The sequence below is a fragment of the Sinomonas atrocyanea genome (assembly GCF_030812675.1).
Taxonomy (GTDB): Bacteria; Actinomycetota; Actinomycetes; order Actinomycetales; family Micrococcaceae; genus Sinomonas; species Sinomonas atrocyanea_B.
The window spans coordinates 210,746-226,690 of record NZ_JAUSTE010000003.1 but is presented as its reverse complement, the minus strand read 5'-3'; the positions used below and the strand labels follow the sequence as shown (position 1 = coordinate 226,690).

General features: G+C 72.1%; 12 protein-coding genes. 5 read left to right on the top strand and 7 right to left on the bottom strand.

The features are described 5' to 3' along the window. Positions 1-110: 110 nt before the first annotated feature. From J2W20_RS06830 to J2W20_RS06820, 3 genes are read right to left on the bottom strand one after another with little or no spacing between them, the layout of a single operon-like run. Positions 111-581, bottom strand: coding sequence for a hypothetical protein (locus J2W20_RS06830; protein ID WP_307005707.1), 471 nt, complete (start codon positions 579-581; stop codon positions 111-113). After that, positions 578-2,794 carry a hypothetical protein gene (locus J2W20_RS06825; protein ID WP_307005706.1) on the bottom strand — a complete coding sequence of 739 codons (2,217 nt, stop codon included), beginning with the start codon at positions 2,792-2,794 and terminating at the stop codon, positions 578-580. Before J2W20_RS06825 ends, J2W20_RS06830 begins: the two co-directional genes overlap by 4 nt. Beyond that, on the bottom strand, positions 2,787-4,109 hold the full coding sequence (locus tag J2W20_RS06820) for a hypothetical protein (RefSeq protein WP_307005705.1): 1,323 nt from the start codon (positions 4,107-4,109) through the stop codon (positions 2,787-2,789). The genes J2W20_RS06825 and J2W20_RS06820 overlap by 8 nt, the downstream gene beginning before the upstream one ends. 316 nt (positions 4,110-4,425) lie before the next feature. Between J2W20_RS06820 and J2W20_RS06815 the strand changes: the two genes are divergently transcribed. Beyond that, positions 4,426-5,424 (top strand): IS481 family transposase, encoded by a 999-nt coding sequence (locus J2W20_RS06815; RefSeq protein WP_307005704.1) that lies wholly within the window; start codon positions 4,426-4,428, stop codon positions 5,422-5,424. A 67-nt stretch (positions 5,425-5,491) separates the two neighbouring features. On the opposite strand, the gene J2W20_RS06810 is transcribed toward J2W20_RS06815, so the two are convergent. Then, positions 5,492-5,728 (bottom strand): hypothetical protein, encoded by a 237-nt coding sequence (locus J2W20_RS06810; RefSeq protein ID WP_307005703.1) that lies wholly within the window; start codon positions 5,726-5,728, stop codon positions 5,492-5,494. A gap of 117 nt (positions 5,729-5,845) precedes the next feature. Next, on the bottom strand, positions 5,846-6,082 hold the full coding sequence (locus J2W20_RS06805; protein ID WP_307005702.1) for a hypothetical protein: 237 nt from the start codon (positions 6,080-6,082) through the stop codon (positions 5,846-5,848). A 149-nt stretch (positions 6,083-6,231) separates the two neighbouring features. Here J2W20_RS06805 and J2W20_RS06800 point away from each other — a divergent pair, with 149 nt between their 5' ends. Continuing rightward, positions 6,232-6,666 (top strand): hypothetical protein, encoded by a 435-nt coding sequence (locus J2W20_RS06800; RefSeq protein ID WP_307005701.1) that lies wholly within the window; start codon positions 6,232-6,234, stop codon positions 6,664-6,666. A 133-nt stretch (positions 6,667-6,799) separates the two neighbouring features. On the opposite strand, the gene J2W20_RS06795 is transcribed toward J2W20_RS06800, so the two are convergent. Then, positions 6,800-10,021 (bottom strand): UvrD-helicase domain-containing protein, encoded by a 3,222-nt coding sequence (locus J2W20_RS06795; protein ID WP_307005700.1) that lies wholly within the window; start codon positions 10,019-10,021, stop codon positions 6,800-6,802. Next, entirely contained in the window at positions 10,018-12,711 is a 2,694-nt protein-coding gene (locus J2W20_RS06790) for a PD-(D/E)XK nuclease family protein (RefSeq protein ID WP_307005699.1), read from the bottom strand. Before J2W20_RS06790 ends, J2W20_RS06795 begins: the two co-directional genes overlap by 4 nt. Positions 12,712-12,859: 148 nt before the next feature. Between J2W20_RS06790 and J2W20_RS06785 the strand changes: the two genes are divergently transcribed. The 3 genes from J2W20_RS06785 to J2W20_RS06775 are packed head-to-tail and all read left to right on the top strand — an operon-like array spanning position 12,860 to position 15,867. Beyond that, positions 12,860-14,296, top strand: a complete 1,437-nt coding sequence (locus J2W20_RS06785; RefSeq protein WP_307005698.1) for a wax ester/triacylglycerol synthase domain-containing protein — start codon at positions 12,860-12,862, stop codon at positions 14,294-14,296. Positions 14,297-14,305: 9 nt separating this feature from the next. After that, entirely contained in the window at positions 14,306-15,109 is an 804-nt protein-coding gene (locus J2W20_RS06780) for an alpha/beta fold hydrolase (RefSeq protein WP_307005697.1), read from the top strand. Then, a complete protein-coding gene (locus J2W20_RS06775; protein WP_307005696.1) occupies positions 15,106-15,867 on the top strand; it encodes a maleylpyruvate isomerase family mycothiol-dependent enzyme in 762 nt (253 codons plus the stop codon). The genes J2W20_RS06780 and J2W20_RS06775 overlap by 4 nt, the downstream gene beginning before the upstream one ends. The last annotated feature ends 78 nt before the right edge of the window (positions 15,868-15,945 follow it).

Sequence of the window (15,945 nt, the reverse complement as noted above, 5' to 3'; positions counted from 1 at the left end):
CCGCGGGGTAGCATGGCGCTATTCAGCGGAGCCACACAGCAGGCTTTTGCGCGGGTGATCGAAGCGAATTCAGACCCGTTCGTTTCGGTGTCACTGAACCATTGAGGGATTCATTCCCAGGCGTCGACGGCGTGAAGCGTCCGGACGGAGGCGCCACTCTCGGTGGCGTCTCGCTGCTCCTGCTCGCGGACCTGATGGTGGAGGGCAAGGGCGTACCTCTGCAGTGAGGCGTGGCGGTCAAGGGTCTCGGAGAGGTCCCTCCTAAGTTCTGAGATCGTCTCGTCACGCTTTTGGAGCTCCTGGCGCAGCCGTGCTGCGGCTGTTGGGTCGATGTCACCCGGCACCATGGCGGAGACCTCGGCCGGTATCCGCTCGACGAGGGCATCGAGGAGGGCCCCGTAGTGGGTCTGGGAGCTTCCGTGGGAGAAGCGCCCGATGGTGGCCATGCCCAGTCGCGTGGGCGCCTTGCCTTTCGCGGCAGCTAGGACGGCGGCGATGAGTGCTTTCAACGGCACGGGAACGTTTTCAGAGGTGAGTGCGTGCCGGAGGGCTTCGGCGAGCTCTTTTGCGCTGAGGTTCATTCCCATTCCTTTGTCCGGGCTGCTGCGGCGTAGCGTCCCGGGAGCTCTGCGAGGGCGAGGTCCCGGAGGTCGGAATCAGAGCGGCCTTCGAATTCTGCCTGGAGTTCCGGTGCATCGGCCTCGATCTTGCGTCTGGACCTCTCGAACACGCCTGGCTTGCCGTCAAGGCCTCTCCGGCGCAGTTCAAGGCGGGCCCTGTTCCCCTGCGTCAGAGCAGAGTTGCGGCACACGTTAGGGCGGCAGAGCCTGAAGTCCGCCTCGGCTTCATTGCCGCAGAGCCCCCCGGGTCCGTGGACGCAGACCGTGAATTCCCCGACATAAACGTTGGGGTTGGCCTTGGCGATCTTCTTCAGCTGCCTCGCGGTGACCGGGGCGTTCGCGAGCTCATGAGCGTCTGCATCCTTGAGGACGACCTCGAAGCGGTCCTTCCCGGCGCCTGTGACCAAGCCGGGGTCGTCCGCGATCTGCGCGGCGGCATCGATGAGGGTCTGAGCGGTCGCGATCATCCGGGCCTCCTCGATCGATTCGGGGTCCGCGATGTAGACACTGTTGGGCAGGTGACCGTAGTAACCTTCGGCGACCTTCCGGCTGGACCAATGGCCCTGGGCTGCAGCAAGAGCGTCGCCCCAGGCCTGGTTAGCGTAGGCCTCAATCCCGGTGATCCGCACAGTGCGGTGCGGCAGCCATTTGGGCATCTCGGGCAGCGGCGGCATGAAGCCAAGCGCGCACAGGTGCTCGGCACTCGATTCAAACCTGCGCAGGTACGGCCCGGCGAGCTGGATGCTGTGCGCGGAGCGGTCCTCGACGGATCCGCCTCCTAGGTACGGGTGGAACAAGAGCTCCTCGCCGGTCTGCGGGTGCAGCGCAGGCGGGAGCCGGTACAGCTCCTTGAGGCGGTGGACAACCTCAACCGCGCGGATCACGTCCTCGCCGACAACCCAGGTCGCATTAGTAGGGGTTCGGTTCTTCACAAGGTAGCCGCGCATGCGCATGACCGGGACGTCGAGGTCCCCCCGCTCATAGGTGCCCGGGCGGAGGCAGTCGTGTGGGAGGGCCGCGAGTTCGCGGTCCCGCACGGTCGTGAAGATGGTGGTCACAAATGCGCTGGCGTAGCCGAGGACCGTCGCCCAGTGGTCCAGGCCCAGACCATACCGGGTGGCCGGTAGCCCACGGATCCAGGGGCGGCTCACACCGTCGGGCCCAATGATCTGCTTGACGGGGAGGTCGAAGCCGTCCTCGTCGAACGAGAGCCCCCGCTCACGGCGGATTCGTTCGACGATGCGCACCAGCTCCGTAGGCCGGCTCTTAAAGACCTTGTGGTCGACGCCGGCAAGCTTGAAGAAGGTGGCCCAGGCCGGTGAGGCTTGCCCGGTCAGCGGCATGACGGCGGCTGGCAGCGCCCGTCCCGAGCGTTCCCAATCCTCGAGCAGCTTCCGGACCGCCGCGGTCTGGACGCGTTTGGACTGGCCAGTTAGGTCGGGAGCTGCTGCGAGACGCCCGAGCCGGGCGAAGACATCATCGGCGCAGTGGTCCAGGATCCACAAGCACAGCCCGAGCACGGGTCCGCACAGCTCGGGTGCCGGACGCTCAACGTTCTCTCCCCGGGTCGGTACCTTGAACACAGTGTCGACTGCCCTCCCATCGAACGGCCGGCCGCCGAACATCTGCGGCAGGCGCAAGACGTCCCTGACCGCCCAGAGATTGCCCAGAGGCCGGGCGTACCCGGCGAGGGTCTGTGGTGAGGCTTCGGGGAGTTGTTCGCGCAGTGCCCGGGCGAAGGCGTTCCAATGCTTCGTGGACATGCTGGTCCATCCGTTCCGATCGATGATCGATAAGGAGACGGCGAAGCAGAGGACATAGGCCACAGCACTCATGGGCTTGATGGGCCGCTCCGCGGCCGCGGCGCCGGCCATGACGGCATTCGTGTCCAGGCCCGAGCGTCCGTCCTCGGCCAGCCCGGGGTTGAGCCGGAGCAGGATCCAGTCCTTGACGGTTCCCCGCCATCGGGCAGGAATCCCGGTAAAGTCCAACGAGGGGATGCCTTGATTCACCACTGGGTAGCCAGCGAATGACCAGAGGTCGCGACTGTACCGGAGGGGGTCCGTGATGCTCTCCCCGTCCGGGATCAGATCCCGGAGGTCAACGCTGTCGTCCAACCGGTGGGCTGCGCCCTGGAGTGGGAGGCTGTGAATTCGGGCGGTGATCTCAGTCACGGATCCTCGTTTCGACATACACGCAGGCGATCAGGGCTCTGGCGTTCTCTATCTGGTCGGGCGGGGCCGCATCGACCAGCGGCTGGGGGAACTGCTCCAGGGACTTCCTGGCCAGCGTGTTCAGCAGTGGTGCTTCGCCTGAGAGCCATTCGTCGGGCTCGTAGCGTCGGATTCCGTCGGTAAACTCGACCGCAGCGATAAGCCCCGGGATCGTCTCCGGGACGCGGTACCCGTTCGGGCAAATGAAGCAGGCCACTGGGCCAAGGCCGCACGGCTTCTCAGCGTCAGTCGGCGACTGGCCATTGCTCACGCATGCTGCGACCCCAACGTCCATCACCGCCTCCGCGCCCGACAATGCCCTGACCGCGTCCTCAGGTGCTGGCCCCGTCACGTCCTGAAACGGGTTGCCGCTCGTCTTCTGGCGCCAGTAGGCCGCCACCTTGGCCTGCGTGTCGAGAAGGCCCGGCACCAGGATGACATCCGGAACTGCATCCGCCAGGTACAGGCGGCTAGTGGCAGGCTTCTGGCCGATCACCTGGAACCGCTTGTGCTTCCCGCGCAGCAGGGCCGCTTTGCGAAGCCGACGGAAGCTCACGGACGTCGGCAGCGAAACTTCCCCGGCTAGGCCCGTGGTCGCCTTCTCCCACCACAAATTGACTGCACTGCCGTTCATGACCGTGGTCTTCCCTGTGCAGACGAATAGAAGCCGGTCGAAGTCTTCACCCTCGTTCCGGATGTGTCTCTCGACCCGTGTGGCAGCGGTGACGAATTCGAGGAGTCCGCCATAGCTGAACAGTCCTCCCGCGGGGGCGGGAGTGCGCAGGACCTCGCGATTGCGGGCCTTGATGCCGGTCACGAAGGCCGCATCGTCGTTGACCCGTTCGATTGAGTCGGCTGTGTAGGACAGGATGGTGGAGAGGTTCGGACCCTTATTGTCGGCCAGCGCCAGCAGGACCATGGCTGCGGCCAGGTCATCCCGTTCCACTCTGAAAGCAGCAGGGCAGTCCGTGCGACCGCCTAGAAGGCGGTCCGCATCAACGGTCAACCAGTCCCTCGGGAGGGAACCGAGCCCGTCCGTTACGGCCTGACGGTGGCGGATGAACCACCGGCCGACCCAATCCTTGGCGATGCGCTCGATCTCATCTGCCACGTCCGGGGCGTAACCCGCGACATCGGGTTCGTCGACGACGAGGGACCTCGCCGAGAGGTAGGCGCGGAACCCTTCTCCGTCTTCGCGGATGGACGGAAATGCGCGAGCGAGGAAGGTCCGGAGGCTTCGCTGCGACGCCCCGCGGGGCGAGCTCGCGATGATCATGCCCCACACATCCCCTGGTGTCAGACCACCCGAGCGTAGATCCGTGACCGAGCGGTGTTCCTCGAGCAGCGCTAGGAAGACTCGTGCGTTACCGAGATGCTTAGCCAGGGTCGTCAACGAAGTCCATGTGCCTCCGTTCACGTACAGCGACTCGAGAAGGGCTACGGTGAGCTGCTCGCCTGCCGGTGTCGCGGGCAGGCGTGAGAGCCTAGATGTAGTACCCAGGGACGTTGTTTGATCTGGGTGCTGTGATGTGACGAGAACCTCCCGGCAGAGTGGAGCTGCTACCGCTTCCGCTCTGAACCAGGAGGTTCTCGTGTCTCACGCTAACGCGGCGCTGACTCCGCGCCAACGCCTCCGGCTTGCCCGGCTGATCGTGGACGATGGCTGGTCGGTCTCGGCCGCAGCCGAGTACTTCCGCGTCTCGTACCCCACCGCGGCGAAGTGGGCCCGCCGCTATGTCGAGCTCGGGTCCGAGGGAATGGGCGACCGATCGAGCCGGCCTCACTCCCATCCGAACAGGACCCCGCAGCCCAAGGTGAAGAAGATCGTGCACCTTCGGATCAGAAAGCGCCTCGGCCCCGTCCAGATCGCTGCCAGGCTCGGGATGAGCGCCTCGACCGTCCACGCCGTCCTGGTCCGCTGCAGGCTCAACCGGCTCTCCCACATCGATGTGAAGACCGGAGAGCCGGCCCGCCGCTACGAGCACGAGAAGCCGGGTGCCCTGATCCACGTCGATGTGAAGAAACTCGGCAACATCCCGATCGGCGGCGGCTGGCGGTCCGTCGGCCGGGCCCAGGGCGGGAAGAACCGCGCAGCAACCGACGTGAACCGGCGCAAGGGCAACAACCGCGGCCCGCTCACCGGCCACGCCTTCGTCCATACCGTCATCGACGACCACTCCCGCGTCGCCTACGCCGAGATCCATGACGACGAACGAGCCGACACCGCCATCGAGGTCCTCCAGCGGGCTGTCTCCTGGTTCGCCGACCGCGGCGTGCGGGTCGAGCGGGTGCTCTCGGACAACGGACCCGCCTACCGCTCGCACGCCTGGAGGCACGCCTGCACCGAGCTGGGGATCAAACCGAAGTTCACCCGGCCCCGCCGCCCGCAGACCAACGGCAAAATCGAACGCTTTCACCGCACCCTCGCCGAGGGCTGGGCCCACACGAAGCACTACAACTCGGAATCAGCCCGCCGCGCCGCGCTCCCGGCATGGCTCCACTTCTACAATCACCACAGGCCCCACACCGCCATCGGCAAGCTCCCGCCCATCAGCCGGATGCCAAACAACCTGGCTGGGCACTACAGCTAGCGCCTCGCGGCCCAGGGCACGGTGGTCTGAGGCGCGGTGACCCGGATGCGGGCTGACAGCTGCGGGCTCACACGGGGAACCGCAGCAGGTGCCAGTAGGGCGAGCCCGGCGTGACGTAGGCCCACTGGTACTCGTCGACCCCGATGCTCGGCAGCCACAGCCAGTTGCCCACCACCACGAGGCCCGGACACGAGTAGCCGCAGGCAGGGGGAGGCGGCGGGGCCGCGGCAGCTTCCACTGCCGGCCCGATCAGGAGCAGCGAGGCGGCGACCGCCACCGTGCCCCTGAGCTTCTTCATCTTCATGGTCCATCCTGTCGAGACCCCGAGACCAGGAGACAGGTTCCCTCAGTCCAGCCATTGTCCCGGCCGCCGGTCTCCCCGGTCAACGGACGGCGGCCCGAAGTCAGTGCGGACCATCACCTATCGGCCCGCGAGGTCGTCTGCCACCCGCCGGAGGTCTTCCATCCAGCCCTTCGACCGGTTCGGCTGCCGGCCGGCACCTTCGAAGTTCTGCAGCGCCTCGGCGAGGCTGTCCAGGGCGGCGGAGATGTTGGCCTTCACGGCGTTGTAGCCCTCGTTCGAGCGCGGGTCCGAGGAAACACCCGCGAGCAGCTCTGCTCCGGCGCGCACCACCAGGGACGCCTCACGTTCGTTCATGGGGGAACTTCCTCACGGGGGAAGGAGCGGAGCCGGGCCAGAGGAGACGCCGCGGACGGCCGACGGCCGTAACGGACCAGTATCCTCCACTGCGGGGCCTGAGGACAGCGGCGAACTCTGGGCCGGGAAGCGTGCGGTACCGTGGAGGGATGCCCTACACTAGCTCGCCCCTGGCTCCGAGGGGTGGCGAGCGGGCACTGACCATCCCCGAACTGGCCGACGTCCTCGGCGCCGACGCCTTCAGCAATCCGCGCTACCACGGGTACGGCGAGTGCGACGAGGAGACGAGGCACCAGCTGCACAGGGTGCGCCACGCGCCCGAGGCCCTGGTCCGCATCTACCGCGCCCTTCCCCCCGGCGTCGGCCAGATCAACTCCGGTGACTGGGTCACGCTCTCCCAGGACTACGCGCGCCAGCACGCGATGCGGGACGACGACGCAGCCAACGACTGGCCGATCGTCTTCGCCGACGTCCCGGCGCGCACTGTGATCACCGACGGCAAGGACCTCGACCAGTACGGGTACGCCGGGCCGCCGCTCACGGGGCTTCGGGACAGCGCCGCGGGCGACAGTCTGGCCCCCTAGGCCCCACCTTGAGGGGTCATATCCCAACGTTGAGGGGTCATATCCCTCAGGGACATGACCCCTCAACTCAGGGACATGACCCCTCAACTCAGCCCGGAGGACCCGTAGGCCCGGCGGCGCGGGGCGCCTGGACTCACGCCACCTCGTACACCCGCCCGAGCGCCGGCAGGTGCATGAGCACCCGCACCACGGGACGCCCGGTCGCAGCCTGGACCGCGCGCCGGTAGGTGTCCATCTGCCCGAGGTAGTGGGCGCGGATGTGCCCCGCCGGGTCGTGGCCGGGATACGTCTTGTGGTCCACGAGCACGAACCCGTCCGGGCCCTCGAGCAGCAGGTCGATCCAGCCCTCCATGGTCTGCCCCTCCGGCCGCCAGCCGATGGCCGCCTCGCGGTGGCGCACCCAGCCGGGGAACTCGGCGTCGAGCCACGCCTCGAAGCGCTCGCCGGCGGCCGTGAGCAGCGAGGCGTCGATGGTCCGCGCGACACCCCAGCGTTCAACGAGGCGCTCGGCGAGGCGCGTGCGCCCGGCGGGGTCGAGGGTGCGGAACTCCGTCCCGAGGTAGGCGTGCACCGCGCTGCCCACCGCGCCCCAGTCTTCGGAGCCGTGCGCTGCCAGGGGCGTGCCGAGCACGGCGGCCTCCCGGATCTCGGCCTCGAGCCCCTCCGAGGGCACCTCGCTCGCCTTCAGCCGGGCCGGCCGCCGCACGACGCCGGTCCCCGCCGCGGGAGGGTCGACGAACCGCGGCGACCACTCGCCGTCGTCCGTCACCGGTTCCGCCGGCTGCAGGCACGCGAGCCGGGCCGGGACCGCTGTCTCCCGGCACACCGGCACGGATCCGTCGGCGGGCTCCTCGGCCGCCTTCCACGCGACGAGGCCCTCGATCCCGAGGTCGTTGAGCAGCCCCGGGGAGCCGTTCTTCGCCGTGAGCACGGTGGTCTCCGCGGCGCGGGTCATCCCGACGTACATGAGCCGGGCCTGGTTGCGCTGCTCGCGGGCGAGGAACCGCGCGGCGGCCTCGGACTGCTGGGCCCGCTGGTCCAGCCCCGACCCGCCGTAGGGGAACGGGCTGGGCCACAGCCGGATCCACCGCCCCGCGAGGGGATCGGCGAGGTCCAGCTCGCGGGTCTGCTCCACACCCGTGCCGAACGGGCGCGCCTTCGCCTCCTTGTCCAGGCTCTCCATGACCACCACGGGCCACTCGAGCCCCTTGGCCCGGTGGTACGTGAGCACGTTGACCACATCCGGGCCGGAGTTCTCCGCCGACTCGTGCTCGTCCGAGGCGAAGAACTCGAGGAACCCGCGCAGCGTGGCCGGCTCCCGGAGCGCCCGGCACCGCTCGTAGTACAGCTCCACGGCGCCCCGGAACGCGTCCAGGTTCCGCAGCCGCCGCTCGGGGGCGGACCAGCCGGCGATCAGCCGCGGCAGGCCCAGCACGCCGGTCACGGCCTCGAGGACCTCCGTGGGCGTCGCGGCCGGGGCCTGCCCGCGCAGCGTGTCGAGGGCCGCGACCACGGGCGCGGCCCGCCACGCATCGTGCACCAGGCGGGGGCCGGCCACCACCTCGCCGGCCTCGTTGCGGACCCGCTCCCGGGGCACGACGGCGCCGAGCAGCTCCTGCTGCCACACCAGGTGCGAGGGGTGCTCCGGGTGCAGGGCCACGAGCTCGGCGAGGGCCACGGTGTCGTACCGGTCGGCGACGTACGCCATCCCGGCGCGGGTGAGCTGCACCTCGCGGGCGCCGCCGAGGGCGCGCGGGTCCAGGCTGGCCCGCAGGCCCAGCGCGTCGAGCGCCGCCGCGACCGCGCGGACCTCGGCGTTGGTGCGGGCCAGGACGGCCACGTCGCAGGGCCGCAGCCCGGGGCGCCGTTCCAGCAGGTCCTTCACCCCGGCTGCGGTGGCACGGAGCCGGTCCTCGGCCCGGCCCGCCGGCCGGGTCCATGCCTCGACGCTCCCCGTGTCCGCGCCGTAGGCGGCGGCGCGGGCGGGCGGCAGCTCGAGGTGCACGGACTCGGCCGCCATCCCATGGTCGGCGAAGACCCGCTCGAACACGGCGTTGGAGAGGTCCACGACCGCCTGCCGCGAACGCCACGTGTGCGAGAGCTGCTCGCGCCGCTCGGCCGGGACCTGGGCCATCACGGCCTCCATGAGCTCCGGGTCCGTGCCGCGGAACTCGTAGATGGCCTGCTTCGGGTCCCCCACCCACACCGAGCGGCGCACGAGGGCTCCGAGCTCGAGGAACAGGGCCAGCTGCAGCGGGCTCGTGTCCTGGAACTCGTCCACCACGAGCACGTCGATGCGGGCGCGGAACGACTCCCGGAAGGCGCGGTTGTGCCGGGCCAGGTCGAGGACCCTGGCCTCCTGGTCCACGAAGTCCATGAGGGCGTTCTCGCGCTTGAACTGCTCGTACGCGTCGAGGGAGTCCGCCGCGCAGCGGAACAGCCCGCGGACGTAGCCCTCGAGGTCCGCGTGGAGCACCGGGTTGGAGAGCAGCCCCGCGGCGATCCGGTCGCGCAGCGGGCCGAAGATCTTCTTCAGCGGCGCCGGGGCGCCCGAGCCGAGGAAGCCGCGCCACACCTCCCACGGGGTCGTCTCGACGCTCTGGGCCCGGGCGATCCTGTCGAGGACCTTGGGGTGGTTCTCCTGGAAGGACTTCGTGGTGAGGTTCGCGGCGCTGCCGTCCTCGTGCACGCCGCGGGCCACGGTCCGGTCCAGCTCGGCCCGCAGCGCGTGCAGCTCGCGGAACCACTCGGCGCGGCGGTCCTCCCCGGGCGGGTCCAGGAAGCCCCGGAAGCCGGCCCACGAGGGGTCGGCGCACGCCCGCACGGCGTTGGCGTCCAGCTGGTTGGCGCGGGCCAGGTTCACGATCCGCTGGAGGGTCTCCTCCCACGACTCCACCCCGTACCCCTGGGCGAGGTCGGGGTGGGTGCCCAGGCGTACGGCGATGGGGGCGAGCTCCTCGGCGTGCCGGGCCCGGACCTCGTCGGTGGCGAGCCGGAACATGGCCTGGAGCTGGTCCTCGCCGATCACCTCGAGCGCGGGGGAGAGGCCGGCGTCGATCGCGTACTCCGCGAGCAGCTGCCCGCAGACGCTGTTGACCGTGCCGATCAGGCTCGCTCCGAGCTGTTGGGACGCCGCCGCGAGGGCAGGCGACGTGCGCTCGGCGTCGAGGAGCCGGGCCGCGATCCGCTCCCGCAGCTCGCCGGCGGCCTTCTTGGTGAAGGTCGTGGCCATGATCTTCTCCGCCGGGGTGCCGGCAGCGATCTCCTGGACGATCTTCTCCGTGAGCGTGTAGGTCTTCCCCGTCCCCGCGCTCGCAGAGACCATCGTGACGTTCTGCAGCAGGCGCGCGCTCATGAGTAGTCCCCCTTCAGCCCGCACAGGGCCCCGAACCGGCAGAACCGGCAGCCCGGCTCGACGTACAGGCGGCCCACCGCGGTCTCCGCGTCCTTGACCGTGGTGGGCTCCCCGCCCTCGGCGGCCGCCGCCTCGGCCTGCGCCGCGGCGAACGCCTGCTCCACAGGCCCGGTCGCCGTCACCCTGCCGGCGAGGACCTGCTCGACCGTGAACTCGGCCGACCGCACGGCCCGGCCCCACAGCTGGCCGGGGTCCTCGTCGCGCGGGATGGCCGTCCCGAAGTGGGCGTGCGCGGAGGCGAACGCGTGCTGCTTGAGGAGGAAGTACGCGGTCGGGTCGTCCGGCGGGGCCTCGCCCTCGTGCAGCGCCCACTGGTACAGGGCCAGCTGCAGGGCGGTGCCCTCCTTGATCTTCTGGCGCAGGTGCTTGGCGGAGCTGTACCACTTGAGGTCCACCACCACGGTGCGGCCCGCCTCGTCGATCCCCACCGCGTCCGCGCTGCCGCGCACCGGGACGGTCAGGACGCCGTCCCTGGTCACCAGCTGCAGGTCCTTCGCGACCGGCTTCTCGACCTCCTGCAGCGTCACGCCGCCCTTCTCGAGGCCGCGGAAGAATTCCCGCGCGGCGACCGTGACCGCGTCCACTACCGTGAGCCGGCGCGCCTTCTGCCCGGGCAGGAGCAGCTCGGAGGCGAGCTGGGGGAGCAGCTCATCGATGACCTCGGCGATCTCCCGGTCCTCGGGCACGGCCCGGTGGGCCGCCCGCAGCCGCCCGTGCAGGACCTCGATGACGCGGTGCGCGAACGAGCCGATCATGCGGCTGCCCTCCGGGATGTCCGCCGCGTCCGGCACGCGCAGGCCGCCCTTGCGTTCGAGCGCCCACCGCATCGAGCAGCCCAGCAGCACGTCGAGCTGCGAGTAGGACATGGTCTCCGGGGCCAGCGCGGGGTTCGCCCCGACCTTCTGCACCGGAGCGGGCGCCCCGGGCCGGCGGGCGGCGGCCCGGGCGAGCCGTGCGGTGCGGCCGGCGAGGCGCCACATGCCGTCCCCGTCGGTGAGCTGCCGCGGTGCCCGCGTGGCCCGCTCGATCCGCCCGCTGAGTCCGGCCCCAGTCCCGGCCGGGGGGCCGTAGCGTTCCACGAGGGATTCGAGCAGCGGATTCGGGCCCACGCGCTCTCCGTTGCGCTGCGCGGCCTGCACGAGCACGAGCCTGCGGCACCGGGCCGCCGCGGCGAGGGTCCCGCGCACCGCCAGCGCCGTGAGGTCCTGCGGGGTGGGCAGCTCGACGCCAACCCGGGCGAGCGAGGCGGCGTCGTGCGGGTCCCAGCGCCGCACCGTGGGCGCGGAGGCGGACTGGAACCCCCACCAGAGGACGTCCTCGACGTCCTCGCCGAGCTCCACGAGGTGGTTCAGGCGCAGCCAGGGCGCCGCCTCGGCCGGCACGAGCGCCTCGGCGCCGGGCGTGACGACGGAGGCGATGATCCGCCGGAGGTCCCTGCGGCCGACGTGCCGCAGCGGGGCCACGAGCGCCAGGACGCGGCGCAGCTGCGCGGCCGTGGGCTGCAGCCGCGGCACTGCGGCGGCCCGCGCCGTGAGCGCCGCCGCGAACCAGGCCGTGGCGTCGACGAGCTGCGCCCCGCTGGGCAGCCGGTGCTCCGCCTCGGGGAGCAGGCCCGTGCTGAAGAGCCGATCCAGGGTGGCGGCGAGCTCGGGGCCGAGGGCCTCGTCCTCGCCGATCGCCCGGATCGCGGCGTCCCACACGGGCCCGCGGGTGCCGGGCTCGCGGCTGAGCGCGCGCAGCAGGTGCCGGGCCGCGCGGCGCTTGACCGGCGAGTCCTCCAGCGTGAGGAACTCCGCGAGCAGGTGTACGTTGACCGGCTCCCACACGAGCTCGAAGAAGAGGGGGATGAGCTGGTCCTGGGCCCGCCACGCCGACCGGGCGCCCACGCCGAGCCGCGGGCTGCCGTGCTGGGCGAGGTACTGGTCCAGCACTCCGGTGGGGTCCGAGCAGACGACGGCGGTGCTCCCGTTGGCGTTGGCCGCGAGCCAGCGTGCGGCGTGCTCGGCGGCCTCCCACTCGGTCTCCGCGGCCAGGACCGTCAGCTCGGGCGTGCGCGCGGGCTCCGGGGCCTCGCTGATCCTGACCCCGCGCCGGCGCAGGGCCCCGATGATCCGGCGCCACACGGCCGGGAAGGTCTCCTCGGGGTGCTGGAGCACGAGCTCGTCGATGCCGAGCGGCAGGGGAGAGGACTCGAGCTCCGCGAGCAGCTCCACGACGTCGTCCGCGAGCGATGGAGCGAGCGGGCCGTCCGCGGCCAGCGGGCGGCCCGCGTCCCTGCCGAGGCGCTCCGCGGCGGCGAGGGTCTCCAGCAGGGGCGAGGCCGCGCCGTCGAGCGTGCCGTCCCAGCCGTTGGCGACGGCATCCTCGCGGGCCGCGAGGAGCTCGTGGGCGGTGGACCAGGGATCGGCGGCGAGCGAGTGGTGGAACCACGCGCCGGGCGCGTCGAGGTGCTCGAGCCGGCGCAGGTACTGGCTCACGCGCTCGGCGTTGGGCACCTCGGGGCGGGTGAGCCCGAGACGCGTCTGCAGGAGTCCGATGAGGTTCTTGCGGCCCACCCGCACGCGGTTAAGCCCCGGGCTCGCGTACGCCCACGGCGCGCGATCGAGGAACCACCCGAACTCGACGATCATCTCCTCACCCTAGCCAACCCCTCCGACAGAACAGGCTCCGGGGGCGGAACGTGGCGATCGGGCCGGATGCACCTACCCGCCGAGAGCACCTGCACCTACGCTGGCCCCCACGCCGGCGACACGGCGGGAATCCAGCGGAGGAGCAGCGGTGACGCGGACACCGATCGAGCGCATCAGCAGCAACGACCTCACCGTGCTCGCGACCGACCGCGGCCCCGCCCCCATGCAGATCGCCGCGGTCCTCGAATTCGGCCCGGGGGCCGCGCCCACCTTCGGCGAGGTCGCCGCCGCCCTTCAGGAGCGGATCCCCGGGGTCCCCCGCCTGCGCCGCCGGCTCCTGGCGCCTCCGCCCGGCTGCGGACGGCCGGTGTGGATCGACGACCCGGAATTCACCCTGTCCCGCCACCTCGCCGAGGCCCGCCCGCTCGCGGCCGGCGAGCGGCTGCTGGACGCCGCCGCCCGGATCGCGTGCCAGCGGCTACCGCGGGACCGGCCGCCGTGGGCGGCGCACTGGCTGCCAGGCGGACCGGGCGGGCCGGCGGCCCTCGTGTTCGTGGCCCACCACGCCCTGGCGGACGGGCTCGGCGGCCTCGCGGTCCTCGCCGCCCTCGCGGATCCCGCGCCGGGCGCCACCCCCGCGCCGGGCGCCACCCCCGCGCCGGGCGCCACCCCCGCGCCGGGGGCCACGCCCGCGCCGGGCGCCACCCCGCCCGCACCGCCTCCACCGGCCTTCCCCCAGCCACCACCCCGGCCGAGCGAGCTCTTCGTGGACGCCTGGAGCGAGCGCCTCGGCGCCCTTGCTGCGGCCCCGCGCACGCTCGCGGCGGCCGCCGCCGGGCTGCGCGAGCTCGGACTGCTCGGCCGCCGCAGCGGACGCCGCGGGAGCAGCGGCGGCCCCAGGGAGCGGCTGCGCGCCCCGAGCACGGCGTTCAACCGGCCCACGGGCAGCCGGCGCCGCATCACCGCCCTCTCGGTCCCGCTCGAGGACGTCGTCGGGGCCGCCCACGCCCGCCGCTGCACCGTCAACGATGTGCTCCTCGTCGCGGTCGCGGGCGCCCTCGGCACCGCCCTGCGCGCCCGCGGCGAAGCGCCCGAGCGGTTCGTCGTCTCGGTCCCGATCTCGTCCCGTCGGAGAACGGAGGCGGGCACGCTCGGCAACGCCAACGGCGTGGTCCCCGTCGAGGTCCCCGCAGACCCCGACCCCGCCGTGCGCCTCGCCCGCGTCGCCGCGCAGTCCCAGGCGCGCCGCAACGCGCCCCGCGGGGCCTCCGCCGGCCCGCTCGGCGTCGCCTTCCGCGCGCTGGCCCGCGCCGGCGCCTTCCAGCACTTCATCGACCGTCAGCGCCTCGTGAACACGTTCCTCTCGAACATGCGCGGACCCGCCGAGCAGCTCTTCCTCGCCGGCCACCCGATCACCCGGATCGTGCCCGCGAGCATGACCCCCGGCAACGTGGGCGTGTGCTTCACAGTCCTCTCCTACGCCGGCCAGCTCGTCGTCGCCGTCCTCGGCGATCCGGACGTGGTCCCCGAGCAGGATCGGCTCACGGCGCTGCTGCACCGTGAACTGGTCCGGTTCACCGGGTAGCGTGGGCCCATGGAACGTCTCACCTCAGCCGACGGAACCACCATCGCCTACGACCGCCTCGGCACCGGGGCCCCGCTCATCCTCGTCTCGGGAGCCACCGTGGACCGCCTCGGGGACGCCCACCTCGCGGACGCCCTCGCCGAGAGCTTCACGGTCTACAACTACGACCGCCGCGGGCGCGGCGACAGCACGGACACCCTGCCGTTCGCATCGGAGCGGGAGATCGAGGACATCGGCGCCCTCCTGGACCGCGCCGCGCACGACGGCGGGACCGCGGCCGCCGTCGTCGGCCTCTCCTCGGGCGCTGCCCTCGCCGCCCGGGCCGCCGCCGTGCTGCCCGTGCGCGCGCTCGTGATGTGGGAGCCGCCGTTCATGACCGACGACGGCGGCCGGGCCCGCGCCCGCGAGTACACCGAGACCCTCGACGCGAGGCTCGAGGCCGGGGACCACGACGGCGCCCTGACCACCTTCCTGCGCTACGTCGGCCTGCCGGACGCGGCGATCGACAGCACCCGCCAGTCGCCCACGTGGGCCGCCGCCGTGCGCCTCGCCCCGACCCTCGCGTACGACAACGCTGCGATGGGCCGGGACGGCGTGGTCCCGCAGGACGTGTTCGGCAGCATCGCCGCCCCGACCCTCGTCCTCACCGGCGGCGCGAGCCCGGCGTTCATGCCCGCCGCCGCCCAGGAGGCCGCGGCGGCCATCCCCGGCGCCCGCACGGGCACGCTCGAGGGGCAGACCCACAACGTCGACGCCGCCGTCTTCGCCGCGGCCGTGAAGGAGTTCCTCGCGGCGCAGCAGACGCCCGCGTGACGCCCGCCGCGCCGGCCGACGCACGCAGGGAGGCCTTCGGCGAGGCCCTCGACCGCGTCGCCGCGCTCGCCGGGGGCTTCGCCGACGCCGCCGCGGGGGCCGCAGACCAGGATCCGCACCTCGCCCAGCCTGTGGCGGCCTGCCCCGGCTGGACGGTGCGCGACCTCGTGGACCACCTCGCGGGCATCCACCGCTGGGCTGCCGCCGCGCTCGGCGCCGAGCACGCCCCGCGCCTCGAGGGCCGCCCGGAGACGGAGGCGCCCGTCGGCTGGTACCGGGCGAGCGCGGCGCACCTGGTCGCCGTGCTGCGCGCCGCCGGGCCCGACGCCCCCGCGTGGACGCTCTGGGGCGAGCGGACGGCGTCGTTCTGGGCCCGCCGCCAGGTCCACGAGCTTGCCGTCCACACCTTCGACCTCCTCGACGCCCTCGGCCGCGCGGACGCCTGGAGCATCCCCGAGGACCTCGCCCTCGACGGCATCCGGGAGGTCCTCGAGGGCTTCTACCCGCGCCAGGTGAGGCTCGGCCGCTCGGGGGGACTGCCCGGCGTCGTCTGCTTCGCCGTGACGCACGACGACGGCCGGCCGGCGGAGGCGCTCGTCACGCCGGCGGTGGCCGGGAGCGGCGGCGACCAGGCACTGCTGGGCACGGTCGAGGGCCCGGCAGCGGAGCTCTACCTGGGGCTGTGGGGACGGCGGCCGCTGCCGGGCGCCCCCGAGGACCTCGCGGCGGCCCTCCGCGACGCCCACCTCGCGCCGTAGCCTGCTGCCCGCGCGGTCTGGGACTGGATTCCGATTGACCTGAGACTCAGTTTCACGGTTCAATCATCTGTGGCCTAC

What these genes read in the sequence shown, in the direction of transcription:
- J2W20_RS06830 (WP_307005707.1), bottom strand. Translation starts at nt 581, where the DNA reads ATGAACCTCAGCGCAAAAGAGCTCGCCGAAGCCCTCCGGCACGCACTC.
- J2W20_RS06820 (WP_307005705.1), bottom strand. Translation starts at nt 4,109, where the DNA reads ATGATCATCGCGAGCTCGCCCCGCGGGGCGTCGCAGCGAAGCCTCCGG.
- J2W20_RS06810 (WP_307005703.1), bottom strand. Translation starts at nt 5,728, where the DNA reads ATGAAGATGAAGAAGCTCAGGGGCACGGTGGCGGTCGCCGCCTCGCTG.
- J2W20_RS06805 (WP_307005702.1), bottom strand. Translation starts at nt 6,082, where the DNA reads ATGAACGAACGTGAGGCGTCCCTGGTGGTGCGCGCCGGAGCAGAGCTG.
- J2W20_RS06800 (WP_307005701.1), top strand. Translation starts at nt 6,232, where the DNA reads ATGCCCTACACTAGCTCGCCCCTGGCTCCGAGGGGTGGCGAGCGGGCA.
- J2W20_RS06795 (WP_307005700.1), bottom strand. Translation starts at nt 10,021, where the DNA reads ATGAGCGCGCGCCTGCTGCAGAACGTCACGATGGTCTCTGCGAGCGCG.
- J2W20_RS06790 (WP_307005699.1), bottom strand. Translation starts at nt 12,711, where the DNA reads ATGATCGTCGAGTTCGGGTGGTTCCTCGATCGCGCGCCGTGGGCGTAC.
- J2W20_RS06780 (WP_307005697.1), top strand. Translation starts at nt 14,306, where the DNA reads ATGGAACGTCTCACCTCAGCCGACGGAACCACCATCGCCTACGACCGC.